The 15,692-nt window shown below is 64.1% G+C and carries 13 protein-coding genes; 9 read left to right on the forward strand and 4 right to left on the reverse strand.

Annotated elements, in window-relative coordinates; genetic code table 11:
- Positions 1-36: 36 nt before the first annotated feature.
- Entirely contained in the window at positions 37-2,661 is a 2,625-nt protein-coding gene (gene pepN, locus B0T39_RS00615) for an aminopeptidase N (protein WP_081544342.1), read from the forward strand.
- An 83-nt stretch (positions 2,662-2,744) separates the two neighbouring features.
- Here pepN and B0T39_RS00620 read toward each other — a convergent pair whose 3' ends face one another.
- Both B0T39_RS00620 and B0T39_RS00625 read right to left on the reverse strand, forming a co-directional pair.
- Positions 2,745-3,176, reverse strand: a complete 432-nt coding sequence (locus B0T39_RS00620; RefSeq protein WP_019102677.1) for an Hsp20/alpha crystallin family protein — start codon at positions 3,174-3,176, stop codon at positions 2,745-2,747.
- A gap of 108 nt (positions 3,177-3,284) precedes the next feature.
- A complete protein-coding gene (locus tag B0T39_RS00625) occupies positions 3,285-4,964 on the reverse strand; it encodes an SgrR family transcriptional regulator (protein WP_081544343.1) in 1,680 nt (559 codons plus the stop codon).
- Positions 4,965-5,083: 119 nt separating this feature from the next.
- On the opposite strand from B0T39_RS00625, the gene B0T39_RS00630 reads away from it, so the two are divergent.
- The 6 genes from B0T39_RS00630 to B0T39_RS25440 all read left to right on the forward strand — a co-directional run bounded on the left by B0T39_RS00630 (position 5,084) and on the right by B0T39_RS25440 (position 11,369).
- On the forward strand, positions 5,084-6,295 hold the full coding sequence (locus B0T39_RS00630; protein ID WP_081544344.1) for an MFS transporter: 1,212 nt from the start codon (positions 5,084-5,086) through the stop codon (positions 6,293-6,295).
- 234 nt (positions 6,296-6,529) lie between these two features.
- Positions 6,530-7,447 (forward strand): alpha/beta fold hydrolase, encoded by a 918-nt coding sequence (locus B0T39_RS00635; RefSeq protein WP_081544345.1) that lies wholly within the window; start codon positions 6,530-6,532, stop codon positions 7,445-7,447.
- Between the two features lie 59 nt (positions 7,448-7,506).
- Positions 7,507-8,151 (forward strand): 2OG-Fe(II) oxygenase, encoded by a 645-nt coding sequence (locus tag B0T39_RS00640; protein WP_052052151.1) that lies wholly within the window; start codon positions 7,507-7,509, stop codon positions 8,149-8,151.
- Between the two features lie 57 nt (positions 8,152-8,208).
- Positions 8,209-9,309 (forward strand): chorismate synthase, encoded by a 1,101-nt coding sequence (gene aroC, locus B0T39_RS00645; protein WP_081544346.1) that lies wholly within the window; start codon positions 8,209-8,211, stop codon positions 9,307-9,309.
- Positions 9,310-9,359: 50 nt separating this feature from the next.
- Positions 9,360-10,796, forward strand: a complete 1,437-nt coding sequence (locus tag B0T39_RS00650) for an EAL and HDOD domain-containing protein (protein ID WP_081544347.1) — start codon at positions 9,360-9,362, stop codon at positions 10,794-10,796.
- A 231-nt stretch (positions 10,797-11,027) separates the two neighbouring features.
- The gene (locus B0T39_RS25440) at positions 11,028-11,369 is read left to right on the forward strand and encodes a hypothetical protein (RefSeq protein WP_176219448.1); all 342 of its coding nucleotides are present in this window, start codon (positions 11,028-11,030) and stop codon (positions 11,367-11,369) included.
- Positions 11,370-11,400: 31 nt separating this feature from the next.
- Here B0T39_RS25440 and B0T39_RS00660 read toward each other — a convergent pair whose 3' ends face one another.
- Both B0T39_RS00660 and B0T39_RS00665 read right to left on the reverse strand, forming a co-directional pair.
- Positions 11,401-12,585 carry an FAD-dependent monooxygenase gene (locus B0T39_RS00660; protein ID WP_081544348.1) on the reverse strand — a complete coding sequence of 395 codons (1,185 nt, stop codon included), beginning with the start codon at positions 12,583-12,585 and terminating at the stop codon, positions 11,401-11,403.
- Positions 12,586-12,679: 94 nt separating this feature from the next.
- Entirely contained in the window at positions 12,680-13,612 is a 933-nt protein-coding gene (locus B0T39_RS00665; RefSeq protein ID WP_081544349.1) for a LysR family transcriptional regulator, read from the reverse strand.
- Between the two features lie 328 nt (positions 13,613-13,940).
- Here B0T39_RS00665 and B0T39_RS00670 point away from each other — a divergent pair, with 328 nt between their 5' ends.
- Both B0T39_RS00670 and B0T39_RS00675 read left to right on the forward strand, forming a co-directional pair.
- Positions 13,941-14,306, forward strand: coding sequence for an ester cyclase (locus B0T39_RS00670; protein WP_081544350.1), 366 nt, complete (start codon positions 13,941-13,943; stop codon positions 14,304-14,306).
- 158 nt (positions 14,307-14,464) lie between these two features.
- A complete protein-coding gene (locus B0T39_RS00675) occupies positions 14,465-15,568 on the forward strand; it encodes a carbonic anhydrase (protein WP_254894458.1) in 1,104 nt (367 codons plus the stop codon).
- Positions 15,569-15,692 lie beyond the last annotated feature (124 nt).

Raw genomic sequence — 15,692 nt, forward strand, 5'->3', positions numbered from 1 at the left:
AAGACCGGCGCAGCCGGCATCGAAGGAGACGTAGACATGGCTCAACAGCCGCAAGTCAAGTATCGCAACGATTACGCAGCCCCCGCTTTTCTGATCGACCGGGTCGATCTGAGCTTCGACATCGAAGACGACGCCACCCGCGTGCATGCGCGCCTGGTGGTGACCCGCAACGACAAGGCCGCGCGCCAGGACGATCTGGTGCTGGACGGCAGTGCCGCGCTGGTGGCGGTAACGCTGGACGGAGAGCGCCTGGACGAAAGCGGCTACGCGCTGGCCGACGAACAACTGACCGTGCGCGGCGTGCCCGACAGCTTCATCCTAGAGGTGGAGACCGAGATCGACCCGGCGGCCAACTCCAGCCTGATGGGTTTGTACGCGTCCAACGGCAATCTGTTCACCCAATGCGAGCCGGAAGGCTTCCGCAAAATCACCTATTACCTGGACCGTCCCGACGTGATGGCCAAGTTCACCACCACCATCATGGCGGACAAGCACAAATTCCCGGTGCTGCTCTCCAACGGCAACAAGGTGGGCGAGGGCATGGTGGACAAGAAGCGCCACTGGGTGAAGTGGGTGGACCCGTATAAGAAACCGTCTTATCTGTTCGCCTTGGTGGCCGGCAAGCTGACGGCGCTGAAGGACAAGTTCGTTACCATGCGCGGCCGCGAAGTGGCGCTGGAGATCTGGACCGAACCGGCCGATCAGGACAAGACCCAGCACGCGATGGAGTCTTTGAAGCACTCTATGAAGTGGGATGAGCAGCGCTTTGGCCTGGAATACGATCTGGACATCTATATGATCGTCGCCGTCGGCGACTTCAATATGGGGGCGATGGAGAACAAGGGCCTCAACGTCTTCAACACCAAGTACGTGCTGGCGCGCAAGGACACCGCCACCGACGCCGACTTCCAGGGCGTGGAGCGGGTGATCGGCCACGAATACTTCCACAACTGGACCGGCAACCGCGTCACCTGCCGCGACTGGTTCCAGCTGTCGCTGAAAGAAGGCCTGACCGTGTTCCGCGACCAGGAGTTCGGCGCCGACATGAGCAGCCGCGCGGTCAAGCGCATTGAGGATGTCAAGGGCCTGCGCGCTCACCAGTTCCCGGAGGACGCGGGCCCCACCTCGCACCCCATCCGCCCGGACAGCTATATCGAGATGAACAACTTCTACACCATGACGGTGTATGAAAAAGGCGCGGAAGTGGTGCGCATGTATCACACCCTGCTGGGCGAGGCCGGCTTCCGTAAGGGCATGGACCTGTACTTCAAGCGCCACGACGGCCAGGCGGTGACCTGCGACGACTTCCGCGCGGCGATGGCCGACGCCAACGACGTGGACCTGGGCCAGTTCGGCTTGTGGTACAGCCAGGCCGGCACCCCGGTGCTCAGCGTCAGCGGTCGCTACGACAGCGTGGCGCGTAGCTATACGTTGAATGTGCGTCAATCCTGCCCGCCCACGCCGGGGCAAGAACTGAAGCAGCCGTTCCACATCCCGCTGGCTTTGGGCCTGGTGGGCGCCGACGGCGCCGACCTGCCGCTGCAGCTGGAGGGCGAAGCCGAAGCGCAGGGCGGCACCCGCGTGCTGGACGTCAAGGCGGCGGAGCAGAGCTTCACCTTCGTCGGCGTACCGACCGAGCCGGTGCCTTCGCTGCTGCGCGGTTTCTCCGCGCCGGTGAAGCTGGATTTCGATTGGCGCGACGACCAACTGGCTTTCCTGATGGCCAACGACAGCGACAGCTTCAGCCGTTGGGAAGCCGGTCAAACCTTGGCCGAGCGCCTGTTCAAGCAGCTGTTGGCGACGCTGGCCGCCGGCGGCGAGTTGAAGTTGCCGGAGACCTTCGTCGCCGCCTTCCGCGCGGTGCTTAAGGATCATGTCGCCGATCCGGCGTTCAAGGCTCTGATGCTGGCCCTGCCTTCCGAGGCGGAAATTCTGGAGATGGTGGAGGAGGCCGATCCGGCAAGCATCCATCAGGTACGCGATTTCGTGCTGGACGAGTTGGCGCAGGCGCTGCGCGGCGAGTGGCGCGAGGCGTACGAGCTGAGCCAGACCCGTGATTACAAGCCGCAGGACGCCGGCAAGCGCGATCTGAAAAACCGCGCGCTGGCCATGCTGAACCGCCTGGACGACGCCTGGCCGGCGGAGGCCGCCGCCAAGCAGTGCCGGGAGGCGGACAATATGACCGACCAGATGGGCGCGATGCTGGCCTTGCGCGATCGCGACGGCGCCGAACGCGACGATTGCTTCACCGCTTTCGCCTCCCGTTGGCAGGGCGACGCCCTGGTGATGGACAAGTTCTTCATGCTGGTGGCCAGCAGCCAGCTGCCGGGCACGCTGGAGCATGTGCAGGCGGCGATGCAGCATCCTGCCTTCACCTTGAAGAACCCCAATAAGGCGCGCGCGCTGATTGGCACCTTTGGGGCCAATATGGCCTTGTTCCATGCCGCCGACGGCAGCGGCTACCGCTTCCTGGCCGATCAGGTGCTGGCGCTGGACGCGATCAATCCGCAAGTGGCCAGCCGCATCGTCAACGCCTTCCGCCGGCTAAAAAAGCTGGAGCCTGCGCGTCAGGCGCTGATGCGCGAGCAATTGCAGCGTCTGGCCGGGCAGCAGCTGTCCAAGGACGTGTACGAGATCGTGTCCAAGATTTTGGAAGCCTGAGCCGCCTCGCGCTGCTGAAAACAAAGCCCCGGTTTCAAACCGGGGCTTTTTTCATGGCCGACGAGGCGTATTTGCCGCGAGGCTTATTCTATGCGCAGCCGCTGCCCGCCTTGGCTGCCTTGTTTCTTCGGCAGCGTCAGGCTGAGCACGCCGTTTTCGTATTTGGCGCTGGCCGCGTTGCGTTCGATTTCCGCCGGCAGTTGGAAGCTGCGCGATACCGCGCCGTAAAAACGCTCGGTGCGTAGTTGGCGTTCGTCTTTGCGCTCGCTGTCCGTCTGGCGCACCTCAGCCTTAATGGTAACCAGCGGGCCGTCCACTTCCACGTGGATGTCGTCTTTGCTGACGCCGGGAATATCCGCGTGAACGATGAACTGGGTTTCGGACTCCTTCACGTCGATCTTGATCTGGCTGGGCAGCGGATCGCCGTGCAGCGGTTTGATGAAGAAGCCTGGGGTGAAGTCGCGGAACAGTTCGTCAAACAGGCTAACATTGCCGCGGGAAGGCAGGATGTTCATCTTACTCTCCTTTTCGATCAATGGTTTAGGTGTGAAACGGGCCCTGTTGTCGATATAGGGACGTCGCTGGGATTCTCAAGTCCCCAAGAAGGGAAAATTCATCGGGATTCATGCCGGCCAGTCCGATTGGACAGGCCGCAGCCACAGGCCGGCGAAATCGGTCCAGCCGTTTTCGCTCATTTGCAGGCCGGCCAGTTGCGGGCTGGCCTGATGGCCCTGGCGCTCATGCGATAGCGGCAGCACCCAGCCTTCCGCGCATAGCCAATCCCCTATGGCGGCGTATCCGGCCATGCGCCGCCGGGTGTCCGCTTGGCGTTGGATGTCCCGCAACTGCGCGTTCAGCCGCGCTTGCGCTTCCGCGCTCAGGCCGCGCTGCAACGGTTGCCGGGTGCCCAGCCACTCGTGGCAGCTATAGTCGCGATCGTCGTGCAGCACCTCGCTGCACAGCATGAGATCGGCCTGCCGCCACCAGTCCTGATCGTGAAAAAAGGCGCGTCGGCTGAGGGCGTGGATCTCCAGCTCAATGGCCAGCCCGGCCAGGCGTTGACGGATGGCGGCGGCCAGCGGCGGGAAGCAGGGCAGGTCGTAATGGAACAGGCGCAGGCGGGTATGGTTGAGCCTAGGCCGGCGCTCGGCTTGCGGCAAGGGGTGGCGCCAGCCTGGCAGCAGGCCTTGCGCTGGCGTTTGCAGAGCGTCGTTGGCCAGGACCAGCGCGGGCTCCGCCAGCCAGCGCATTAGCGGCGCGCGCTCGCTGTCAGGCAGCGCCGGATTCAGCAGCAGATAAGTGCAGGCCGACTGCAGCGTGCCGTTGGCGTCGTCGTTGGCGTAATCCAGGCGCAGGTGGAAGTCTTGGCCGTCGTCGCCGGAGGGAATGAACCACAGTTCGATCTCGTCCAGCAGCGCCCGCTCGCGGTAATGGCCGGCGAAGGCGGCCAGGCTCAGCCGCTGCTCGCTGTGGCGCAGCGCCCGGAACGGCCCGCTGCCCACCGGCAGGCGATCGAAGTCGGCATTGCGCCGCAAGGGGACGATGGAGCTGTTGGCGGTGGCCAGCCGCTGCGGCCAGAGAAAATCCCCGTCGTCCAAGCGGCAGCTGAAGGACAGCGCGTCGTGGACCTCGACCGCGCTCAGGTGACGGTATTGCCGTTGATAAGGATTCTCGGATTCTCGCAAGCGCAGCAGGCTGGCGGCCGCGGCGTCGGCTTGCAAGGGCGCGCCGTCGTGAAATTGCAGGCCGGGGCGTAGCCAGAAGCGCCAGCGCCGTGCCTCGGCGTCGCTTTCCCAGTGGTGCGCCAGGCCGCTCTGCAGGCTTTGCAAGGCGCGGTCGAAGCGGCATAGCCGGTCGAATATCTGCCGGACCAGATGGGACTCAAGTCGGCCGCTGACGGTGACCGGGTCCAGGCTCAACGGCGCATGCGGTATCGGGATGCGCAGACAGCGGCCTTGCGCGGCGCTGCCCAGGTATTGCGGCAGCGCGCTCAGCAATTGTTCGCGCCGTTGCGGCGGCAATTGGGCGAAGGCCTGCTCCAGTTTGCCGTCGCGCAGCAGGCGCTGCAGACGCTGCCATTCCAGTTGTTCCGGCGGGCAGAGCAGGCTTAGCCGCGATTTGCGGCCGCGTCCCCGGCCAGGCTCCCAGGACAGCCAGCCGCGCGCGCGCATCTTGGCCAGTTGCAAACGGGCGTTGCGCTCGCTGCACTTCCACAGTGCGCACAGTTCGGCCAGCCCCGGCTGCGCGGGCTGCCGGTCGGCGTAGGCCTGATGCAGCGCCTGATATTGTTGTTCCAGCTTCATGTCTGCTTCCCGCTGAGGACTCCGCTAAAAGCGGAAGCGATTTGTTCTGTTTTCATCCATTTTTGCATTCCGCTTTTAGCAGGATACTGGGGGAACTTCCTGTTTGCATAGGCGTTGGCATGATTGACGAAAAAGAAATCCAGGTGCGTTGCTTGCTGGCCAGCTCCTGGTTGTTGACGATGAGCCGGGCGGTGATCGCGCCCTTGCTGGTGCTGACTCTGGGGCGGCAACTGAACTTGAACGGCGAGCAGACCGGTTTGCTGCTGGGCGGAGTCTTGCTGCTGTCCGCCTTGATGGGCTTGTACGGCGGCCATTTGCTGGATCATTGGCCGCGGCGGCCGGTGCTGTTGGGCTCCGTGGCGTTGATCGCGCTGAATTATCTAGTGCTGCCGCTGAGCCAGCAGTTGTGGTGGAGCGCGTTGGCGCTGGCGCTCAGCGAGATCGGCCAGGCGGTGCACAGCATCGCGATCAAGGCCTTGATCAGCGATTTGCTGCCGCCGGAGCGGCGCGGCAAGGCTTTCTCCTTGCGCTACACCCTGGCCAACGTGGGCTGGGCGCTGGGGCCGCTGCTGTGCAGCCTGCTGCTGGCTTGGGACGGGAACTGGCCGTTCTGGTGCGCGATCGTGTTGGCCGCGGCGGGAGGCCTGGCGACCCCGCGCGGCTCCTGTGCGCCTCGCCGGGAGGCCGGCGCGCCGGCTCCGGGCTTTCTGGCGACGCTGGGCCGTTTGCGGCAAGACCGGGTGCTGGTCTTGTTCACCCTGAGCTGTGCCTTGGCCAACTTGGTGTACGCCCGCTTTTCCAGTTATCTGCCCCTGTATCTGATGCAGTCGCTGCCGGAGGCCGAGGTGTTGCGTTGGATGTCGGCGCTGATCAGCTGCAACGCGGTTGGCGTGGTTTTGCTGCAATATCCGCTGGGCCGGCGGATCAGGGGCTCCGGTTTGATGAAAGCCATCGGCGCCGGCTTCCTCCTGCTGGGGCTGGGGACTTTGGGCTTGGGCTGGGCGCCCGGCGGGCTGCTGGGCATGTGCGCTGCGATGCTGGTGTTCACCGTGGGGGAGATCGTGCTGGTGCCGGCCGAATACCTGTACATAGACGCGATCGCGCCGGAGGACTGCAAAGGCGTCTACTATGGCGCGCAGAATCTGGCCAGCCTGGGCGGGGCGTTGGGGCCGATGTTGGCCGGCTGGATGCTGGCCCGCGCGTCCGGCGGGGTGTTGTTCGCTGTGATGGCGAGCTTGTGCGCGCTGGCCTGGTGGCTGGCGTTGCGCGGCGAGGCCTTGCGACAGGCCCGGAGCATCGGGTGCTGGCAGGCTGCGGCTTTGAAGATCTGAGAACCTGTTTACGATCTGCTGCGCGTCGGCGATACGGCGCTGAAAACCCCTTCGAAATGCTCATGTACGGTGTGTACGTTCCGCTTTCTCCGCCGTTTTCGTCTTGGCTTGCGAGATGGAGTACCGGTTGTGACGCGTGGCGAGCTTTCTCTTTGACGACTTTTTTGTCATGATCAAGCGCTTGTTTGAATCGTCGCGCAGACGACGAAGCAGACGCCGATACGAGGAGAACGCATGGAAAAGCGCCTGCAAGACCACTTTGTCGCGGTGGGCGACGAGCAACTGTATCTGAAACGCATTTATTGCCGGGAGGACGGCCCGCCGGTGTTGCTGCTGCACGGGGTGATGGCCAACGGCCGCACTTTTTACAGCGAGTCCGGTCGAGGGCTGGCCCATTACTTGGCCGAGGCTGGCTGCGATGTATTTGTGGCCGACCTGCGCGGCCGCGGCCGCAGCCAGCCCAAGATCAGCCGCGCTTCGCGCCACGGGCAGACCGAGACCATTTGCGAGGATCTGCCGGCGCTGCATCGCCACATTCGCGAACTCAAGAACGGCGCGCCGTTGCATTGGATGGCGCATTCCTGGGGCGGCGTGCACATGTCCAGCTGCCTGATCCGTTTTCCCGAGCTGGCGGAGCAAGTGGCCAGCCTGGTCTACTTCGGCAGCAAGCGCAGCGTGAGGGTGCGCAATCTGAACAAGCTGGTGGAGGTGGACTTCATGTGGAATATCGCCTCGCGGGTGTTGATACGCCTGTTCGGCTACCTGCCGGCGCGGCGCATCCGGCTGGGTGCGGACGATGAGAGCGACAAGAGTCATCTGCAAAGCAAGCTGTGGGCGCAGCCCAAGCCCTGGGTGGATAGCGACGACGGCTTCGACTACGGCGCCGCCGCCCAAAGCGCGCGCTTGCCGCCAGCCTTGTACTTTGCCGCCGGCAACGATCCCTGTCGCGGCCATCCTGAAGACGTGCGCCGTTTTCGCGATGAATCCGGCCCGCATCTGTCGCGGCTGCGTCTGCTGTCGCGGCGCGCCGGCCACCTGCACGACTACAACCATGTGTCATTGTTGTCCCATCCTGATGCCATCCGGGACCATTTCCCGCTGGTATTGGCATGGCTGCATGGGCGTTACGAGGAGGTCGTCGAAAATTACTGATAAATCACATTTTCCTGGAGGCGCGGCTGTGGTAGAAATCGCGCCTGGGAGAATGAACCATGACACAAGATTTTGAAGTTTCGCCCTATTTGCTGGGGCCCGTTATCGACAACCTTGCCGAACAGGGCTGGGTCGTGGACCGCAGCCTGTTCACCGTTGAAGAAATCCGCCTGCTGCGCGAGGAGTGCCTGATCAACTGGCAGCAGGGAAAATTCCATGAGGCCGCCGTTGGGCGCGCCGCGCAGCAGAACCGCCGCAGTGAAATCCGTTCGGATTCGGTGCTGTGGCTGGAGCCGGAGCAAGCGGACTCCGCCGCCTCCTTGTATTTCTCCAAGCTGGATGCCGTCCGACAGGCGGTCAACCAGGCGTTTTACATGGGCCTGGAAGACTTGGAGTCCCACTTCGCCGTGTATCCGCAGGGCGCTTTCTATAAAAAACACCTGGACCGCTTTCGCGACGACGACGCGCGCGCGCTGACGGCGGTGCTTTATCTGAACGATGACTGGCCGGCCGAGGCCGGCGGCGAGATGCGCCTGTACCTGGACGAGGAGGGCGAGCGTCATGTCGATGTCCGGCCGGAAGCCGGCACCCTGGCGCTGTTTTTGTCCGACCGCTTCTGGCATGAAGTGTTGCCGGCCGGCCGGCAGCGTTTGTCCATCACCGGTTGGTTTCGCCGCCGCATGGCGACGGCGGCCGGCTGGTAGCCTGGCGGCTCGTGCTAGAATCTTCGCCAAGGATTCCGCATACAAAGGACAGTGAAGATGTCAGGCAATACCATGGGGTTGTTGTTCACGGTGACTTCCTTCGGCGAAAGCCACGGCCCGGCCATCGGCTGCGTGGTGGACGGCTGCCCGCCGGGGCTGGAGATCAGCGAAGCCGACATCCAGGCGGAACTGGACCGGCGCAAGCCCGGCACCAGCCGCCACGTTACCCAGCGCCGAGAGCCGGACGCGGTGGAAATCCTGTCCGGCGTGTACGAGGGCAAGACCACCGGCACGCCGATCGCGCTGCTGATCCGCAATACAGATCAGCGCAGCAAGGACTACGGCAATATCGCCGACACCTTCCGTCCCGGCCATGCGGATTACTGCTATTGGCACAAATACGGCGTCCGCGATCCGCGCGGCGGTGGCCGTTCCTCCGCCCGCGAAACCGCGGTGCGGGTGGCCGCCGGCGCCATCGCCAAGAAATGGCTGCATCAGCGCTACGGCATCGTCATCCGCGGCCATATGAGCCAGATCGGCGAAGTCGCCATCCCCTTCAAAGCTTGGGAGCATGTGTCCGGAAACCCCTTCTTCGCCGCCGATCCCGAGGTGGTGCCGCAGCTGGAAAGCTATATGGACAGCGTGCGCAAGAGCCTGGACTCCATCGGCGCGCGGCTGCGGGTGGTGGCCGAGAACGTGCCGGTGGGATGGGGCGAGCCGGTGTTCGACCGTCTTGACGCCGACATCGCCCACGCGATGATGAGCATCAACGCGGTCAAGGGCGTGGAGATCGGCGCGGGCTTCGGCTGCGTGACCCAGCGCGGCAGCGAGCACGGCGACGAACTGACGCCGCAGGGCTTTGCCAGCAATCACGCCGGCGGCGTGCTCGGCGGCATTTCCACCGGCCAGGACATCGAGGTGTCCATCGCCATCAAGCCGACGTCTTCCATCGCCCAGCCGCGCCGCTCGATCGACAAGCAAGGCCAGCCACTGACCATGGAAACCCACGGCCGCCACGATCCTTGCGTCGGCATCCGAGCCACGCCCATCGCAGAGGCGATGCTGGCGCTGGTGTTGATCGACCACGCCTTGCGCCATCGCGCGCAATGCGGCGATGTTTCGGTAGATACTCCCAGAATTGCCGGCCGAATCGGCTAGACTGTAAACCGTAAGCCGGGACGACGCCGGCATATCCGGTAGGATGGAACATGCTGAAAAATCTGATCAGCGGCCTGACCGGCCGTCTGAAGAAATCTTCGGACTCCACCAGCGACGAACCGCTTGTGCCCGCGCCGTTCACCGAGCTGGCTCATGGCTCGCCGGCCAGCCGGCAGTTGGAGAACGCGCCGCCGCTGGATTTGCCGCCCACCCTGGGCTTTGTTTCGCATCAGCCGGTGATGGACAGGCTGCAAAGGGTGGTGGCTTACGATTTCTTCGTGCGCCAGGGCAAGCGCAATATCGCAGCCGGCAAGCAGCAGGAGTTTGACAGGCTGATGCTCAGCACGCTGCAGAATATGGATATTTTCCGCTTGCTGGCCTTCCGCCGCGCCTTTGTCCATATCTCCATCGACACCCTGGACGAACCGATGCTGTCGAATATGCCGGCCAGCAGCGTGATCTTCGTGCTGGAGCCGTCGCAGACCGGCTCGGTGTCCGAGGAGATGATCAAGCAGCTGGATGCGCTCAAGCAAAAAGCGATGCGTTTCGCGCTGGAGCCGGCCGCCTACGATCCAGGCAGCTTGCCGGCCCATCTGCATAACGATTTGTTCAGCCGCATGGACTTCATGATTCTGGACTTCGACGCGCCGTCGGCCAAGGTGCTGGAACCCATCCTGGATCAATTGCCCAAGCGTTACCCCACCGTGCGCTGGATGGCGCGAAACGTAGGCACCGCGGAGGATTTGGACGTCTGTCTGCGCGGGCCCGGGCATAATCGATTCGCCCTGTTCCACGGGCCTTTCATCGCCACGGTGCGCGCGCTGGAGGGCGGCAAGGTGGACGCCAGCCAGACCCGGGTACTGCAAATCATGCGCATGTTGCGCGCCAATGCCGAGGCCGCCGAGATCGAAACCCAGTTCAAGCTGGATTCGGTGCTGCTGTTCAAATTGCTGCGTTTCATGAATTCGCCGGTGCACGGCTTGTCGCGCAAGGTGCAGACCATAGAGGAAACCTTGCTGTTGCTGGGCCGGGAAACCTTGTTCAAGTGGTTGTCCATGCTGCTGTTCACCGCGCGCAAGGATGACGGCACCGCGATGTCGCTGCTGGAAAAATCGCTGATCCGCGCCCGTTTGCTGGAGCGCATGGGCAGCTACCGCGGCAACCGGGTGGAGGCCGAGCATCTATTCCTCACCGGCATGTTCTCCATGCTGGACGTTTTGCTGGGGACGCCTTTCCCGGATGTGCTGGACCCGTTGGAGCTGGCCTCGCCGGTGCGCGAGGCGGTGGTGGAACACCGCGGTATGTTCGCGCCTTTCCTGGCGATGGCGTTGGCTTGCGAGCAGGGCGACACTGAACAGGTCGAGGCATTGGCCAAGGTGCTGGATTTCGATGTCGAGCTGGTCAACCAGTACTATATGGACGCCGCGGTGTGGGCGCAGGTGGTCTTGCGCGACAGCGAAGTCCACAACAATGTGGAGGCGGTTTGAGGGCCTGTTCCAAATCAGGCATGACGGCGCGCTGACAGCAAACAGGCCGCATCCTTGGATGCGGCCTGTTTGCTTTCCTGTGCTTGTTTATTGGCTGTTGCCGGCCGGAGCCTGTCCCTGAGCGGCCGCATCGTCGGCACCCGGCGCCGCGCGGCGGTCTCCCGGCGGTTCCCCATGGGCCGCGCCGTGTTGCGGGCCGCCGTTGGCGTTGCCGGGTGCATGACCGCCGTCATGGTTGCCGCCGCTTCCGGAGCCACCGCCGGCGCCGCCTCCCTCATGTCCGCCGCCGCCGGAACCTCCGCCGCCGCCCTCGTGTCCACCGCCACCGCCACCGCCACCGCCACCGCCACCGCCACCGCCACCGCCACCGCCACCGCCAGCCTGGCTGAGCAGTGGCCCGTGGGCAGGCGAGAAGGACCAGGCGGGGGAGGAAAGGGCGCCGAGCGCGTAAAGCAGCGCCGCCAGCAATGTCAGACGTGTCATGGAATGGCCTCCTTGAGCGATGGCCGACCCGCCGCGACGGCGGCGCTGATGAGGGCCAGACGCTTCAGCATAGCCGCCAAGGGGCGATGACGCCGGCCGCTCAAGGAGACGCCGCCGGGCGTCAGCCGCCTTTCAGCCCCAGCGCGTAGCGTATCGCTTCGCGCTTCAGCGGACCGGCGTGATTGGCCAGGCGCATCCCCAGCTTGCGCGCCAGCCGCAGCGGGGTGATATCGTTGCCAAAGCCGTAGCAGAAGGCGTCCATCGCGGTTTGCATCGCAAGGTTGGCCGGTTTTCGCGCGCGCTGGTAGCGCTGCAGCGCGTCGACGGCGGCGAAATCCCTGCCTTGGGCCGCGGCTTCCAGAATCACTTCGGCCAGTTTGGCCGCGTCCTGGAAGCCCAGGTTCACGCCTTGACCGGCCAGCGGGTGGATGGTGTGGGCGGCGTCGCCCACCAGGGCCACGCCGTCCTTGACGTAGCGCTGCGCGTGGCGGCGGGTCAGCGCGAAGCTGCCCTTGGCCACGATGCGGCGGATATTGCCCAGCTTGCGCGGAAAGGCGGCGTGAAAGGCCGCGGCCAGCTCCGCCTCGTCCAGCGCCAGCAAGCGCTGGACTTCCGGGGGGCGGTGATACCAGACCAAGGATCCGTATTGGCCGGTCAGGGGCAAAAAGGCCTGCGGGCCGGTGGGGGTGAAGCGTTGCCAGGTGATGTCCTGTTGCGTTTGTTCCTGCTCGCAGCACGCCACCAGCGCGTGCATGGGATAATCCCAGCTGGTGACGCCGATGCCGGCGGCATCGCGCACCGAGGAGCGCGCGCCGTCGGCGGCGACCAGCAAGCGGGCGCTCAACTGACGGCCGTCTTCCAGTTCCACGCGCGAGGCGAAGGGCTGGTAGACGATGCGGCGGATGGCGGCCGGCGCCAGATAGTCGATGTCCGCTTTTCCCTGCAGGGTTTGGGTGGCGGCCAATTGCGCCACTCGGTTCTCCACAATGTGCCCGAGCGCCGCTTCGCCGGCCTCCTCGGCGGTGAACAGCGTGCCGTCGGCTTCTTCGTCCTCCCACACCTGCATGCGCAGATAGGGGGCCGCGCGCATCGCCAGCACCGCGTCCCAAGCGCCGATGCCGGCCAGAAAGCGCGCCGAGGCGGGGCTGATCGCCGAAACCCGCAGATCCGGCGCTTGGGCCGCGTCGAACGGGGCGGGCGGCGTCTGCTCCAGCACCGCAATGCTCAGGCCGTGGCCGGATAGCGCGGTGGCCAGCGCCGAGCCCACCATGCCGCCGCCGACGATGAGAATATCGCTGTATTGCATAAATCCCTTTCCAATCGTTTGCCCGCGCTTTTCGCCGTGCGCCGGGTCGCGCGCCAGCATAGCCCAGAGGAGGCGCCGCGCGTCTTGGCCTGGATCAAGCCGTTTGCGGTTCCGCCGCCAGCAGGGCGCGCAGCCGCGGCACCACATGTTGGACGAACACCTCGTTCTTGCGCGGCAGCGGGTGGCGGTAAGGGTAAACCAGAAAAGCAGGCCAGCAGTCGTGGCTCCAGCCCGGCAACACCGGCACCAACTGGCCGGTGGCGAGAAAGCTGCTGGCCACATAGTGGGGCAGCAGCGCCAGGCCGCAGCCGGCCACCGCGCCGGAAACCAGCGGAGAATACTGATTGCAGCTGAGCACTGGGCGCACCGGCATGCGCACATAGACGCCGTCTTTCTCCAGCGCCCATTCCACTGTCTTGTTGGGCGCCTTGCTGGAATCGTACAGCACGCGGTGCAGGCACAAGTCCTCCGGGTGTTCCAGCCTGGACGCTTGCGCAAGGTAGCCGGGCGAGGCGTAGACGGTTTCGCGCATGAAGCCCAGTGGTTTGGCCACCAGTCCGTCGTCGTAGACATTGCGCGTGCGCACGCAAAAATCCAGCCCTTCGGCCACCGGGTCTTGCAGCCGGTTTTCCACTTGCAACTGCATCTCCAGCCCCGGGTACTGATTGGATAGCTCGGACAAGATGGGCACCAGCAGGAACTGGGCGAAGGCGGACGCGGAGCTGATGACCAGCGGCCCTTCCACGCAATCCTGAACATTGCCCACGTCGCCGCGCACCCGGTCCAGCATCTCGCGCAATTGGCGCGCGTGAACGGCCAGGCGCTGGCCGGCCTCGGTCAGCGCCACCCGCCGGGTATTGCGCAGCACCAGCACCGCGCCCAGCTCCAGCTCCAGTTGCTTGACCAATTGGCTGACGCGGCTTTTGGCGCAGCCTAGCGCGTCGGCCGCCGCGGTGAAGCTGCCGTGGCGGGCCAGCGCGTCGAAGGCCAGAAGAGCATCTGGAGAGGGAGGGTGGTTTGTTTTCATTTCAGAACAGTGTGTGGGTATTTCACGGATTTTATTGTATGGGCATGTAGATTAGCATGCTTGCGTGATCAATAGCAGAACAATTGGAGCGCATCATGGCATTGGGAACCAAGGGGGTGTGGAGTCGGTTTTGGGGGCGGCTGGGCCGTTTGTGGTGGCAAGGGATGCGGGCCCACGCGCAGCGCGCGCTTCGCGACGAAACCGAGGCGCTGGAGCGTGTGAGGTGCGAGGCGTCAAGCGGGGGGCGGCCGTGCGCCAATCCGGTGGATTGCGCGCGGAACCGACGGGTGTTTCATTGACAGTGATGTTGAATCGAGGAGAAACGAAAATGCAGGATACCAGAGCGGTAGTGACGGGGTTTTTGAACGAGGTGCGTTCCGGACGCAATCCGGACGCGGCCGGCGATTATCTGTCGCCCAAGGTATTGGCGCATCAATTGGTGGCGGAGTCGCCGTATACGCTGGAGCGCAGCCCGGCGGATTACGCGGCGCACGTGCGCGAGTTCCTGCGCGACTACGGCGCCTTTGAGCTGAGGGTGGATGAATTACTGGTGGACGGAGACAAGGCGTACGCGCGCTGGACTCAGATGGGGCGAAATCTGGCCGGCAGCGGAGCACCGCTGCGTCAGATCGGCAGCGCCTGCTATCGAGTGGCGGATGGCCGCATTGTCGAGTACTGGATACAAAGCAGCTGAGTCGTTGGCGCTATTTGCATGTGGCGTCTCACTCGTTTAACTTATTGTCATAATTTTGTGTTAATTGCAGGTCAATTAATATCGTCTTTCAGTTTTATCAAACATGGCCGATATTGCATAAATATAATGACCGCCAAGATGACAATAAGGAGCTGTAAATGGGGATGCTTGGACGCAAGCGCCAACTGGCGCTTTGTCTGCTGTTGTTGACGACCCAGGCTTGGGCGGAAGAGGCGGCGCCGGCCGAAGGGTCTCAGCCCAAGACGGTGATCAAGTTGCCGCTGAAGTTGAAGCCGGCGGCGCCCGACGCCCATAAGGCGGAACCGGCCAAGCCGGCAGCGCCGGCGGCGGAACACAAGACCGAAGCCAAGCCGGCCGCCAAGGCGGAGGCCAAGCCCGAAGCGAAACACGCGGAAGCCAAGCCGGCAGAGGCCAAGCCCGCTGAAGCCAAACAGGCCGAATCCAAGCCGCCGGAGAAAATGGAGCCGGCGGTGAAGATGGCGCCTCCGCCGGCGGCCAAGAATTTGAGCGAGCCCAGCCCGGAAGTGCACGCGCCGGTGAAAAAGCGCCGCGCGGCCAAGCCCAAGCGCAAGGCGGTTCCGGCCGAGCACGGCGACGCGCATTCGGCCTCCGAGGCCCAGCAGGTGCGCGGCGTGGTGGACGCCATCGTCGAAGCCAACGCTCGCTATATGAAGTCGCACGACAAAGCCTATTTCGAACGCTTCGCCGAGCATCAGAACCCGCGCGCCACCGTGGTGACCTGCTCGGACTCCCGGGTCCAAACCAACGCCTTCCACGGCGATGCGGTCAACGATTTGTTCATGGTGCGCGACATCGGCAATCAATTGGCCACCGCCGAGGGTTCGGTCGAATACGGGGTGCGGCATTTGCACACTCCCTTGCTGATCATCATCGGCCATGCCGCCTGCGGCGCGATCAAGGCCGCCTCCGGCGACTACGGCGGGCTGGAGCCGGCGATACGCAAAGAGCTGGCCACCATCGATATCCCCAAGGGCATAGACCCCACCAACGGCGCGCTGCTGAACGTCAACAACCAAGTGGAAACCGCGATCATGACCTTCGCCGGCGAGGTGGAGGGGGGCAAGCTGGCGGTGTTGGGCGCGTTCTACGATTTCCGCAACGATCTGAAGCAAGGCTACGGCAAGCTGGTGATCACCAATCTGAACGGCGAGACAGATCCGGCCAAGATCCGCGAAATGACCCGCGCCGGCCAGTTCTTTAAATACAGCTTTATGAAATAGCGGCGCGCCGTTTTTTCGCTTCGCCACCATGGCCGCCTTCAGGCGGCCATTTTATTTGCGCGACGCCGGCGCGGTAGCGCCGTCATTACAGCCGGCGCGCGCTGATTTTCCTTCATGATTCCGG

Source organism: Chromobacterium haemolyticum (genome assembly GCF_002081825.1).
Lineage (GTDB): Bacteria > Pseudomonadota > Gammaproteobacteria > Burkholderiales > Chromobacteriaceae > Chromobacterium > Chromobacterium fluminis.

Bases quoted from the DNA above. Each gene is read 5' to 3' on its own strand.
- B0T39_RS00660 (WP_081544348.1), bottom strand. From the start codon at position 12,585: ATGCAATACAGCGATATTCTCATCGTCGGCGGCGGCATGGTGGGCTCG.
- B0T39_RS00670 (WP_081544350.1), top strand. From the start codon at position 13,941: ATGCAGGATACCAGAGCGGTAGTGACGGGGTTTTTGAACGAGGTGCGT.
- B0T39_RS00630 (WP_081544344.1), top strand. From the start codon at position 5,084: ATGATTGACGAAAAAGAAATCCAGGTGCGTTGCTTGCTGGCCAGCTCC.
- aroC (WP_081544346.1), top strand. From the start codon at position 8,209: ATGTCAGGCAATACCATGGGGTTGTTGTTCACGGTGACTTCCTTCGGC.
- B0T39_RS25440 (WP_176219448.1), top strand. From the start codon at position 11,028: ATGGTTGCCGCCGCTTCCGGAGCCACCGCCGGCGCCGCCTCCCTCATG.
- B0T39_RS00620 (WP_019102677.1), bottom strand. From the start codon at position 3,176: ATGAACATCCTGCCTTCCCGCGGCAATGTTAGCCTGTTTGACGAACTG.
- B0T39_RS00635 (WP_081544345.1), top strand. From the start codon at position 6,530: ATGGAAAAGCGCCTGCAAGACCACTTTGTCGCGGTGGGCGACGAGCAA.
- B0T39_RS00650 (WP_081544347.1), top strand. From the start codon at position 9,360: ATGCTGAAAAATCTGATCAGCGGCCTGACCGGCCGTCTGAAGAAATCT.
- pepN (WP_081544342.1), top strand. From the start codon at position 37: ATGGCTCAACAGCCGCAAGTCAAGTATCGCAACGATTACGCAGCCCCC.
- B0T39_RS00640 (WP_052052151.1), top strand. From the start codon at position 7,507: ATGACACAAGATTTTGAAGTTTCGCCCTATTTGCTGGGGCCCGTTATC.
- B0T39_RS00665 (WP_081544349.1), bottom strand. From the start codon at position 13,612: ATGAAAACAAACCACCCTCCCTCTCCAGATGCTCTTCTGGCCTTCGAC.
- B0T39_RS00625 (WP_081544343.1), bottom strand. From the start codon at position 4,964: ATGAAGCTGGAACAACAATATCAGGCGCTGCATCAGGCCTACGCCGAC.
- B0T39_RS00675 (WP_254894458.1), top strand. From the start codon at position 14,465: ATGGGGATGCTTGGACGCAAGCGCCAACTGGCGCTTTGTCTGCTGTTG.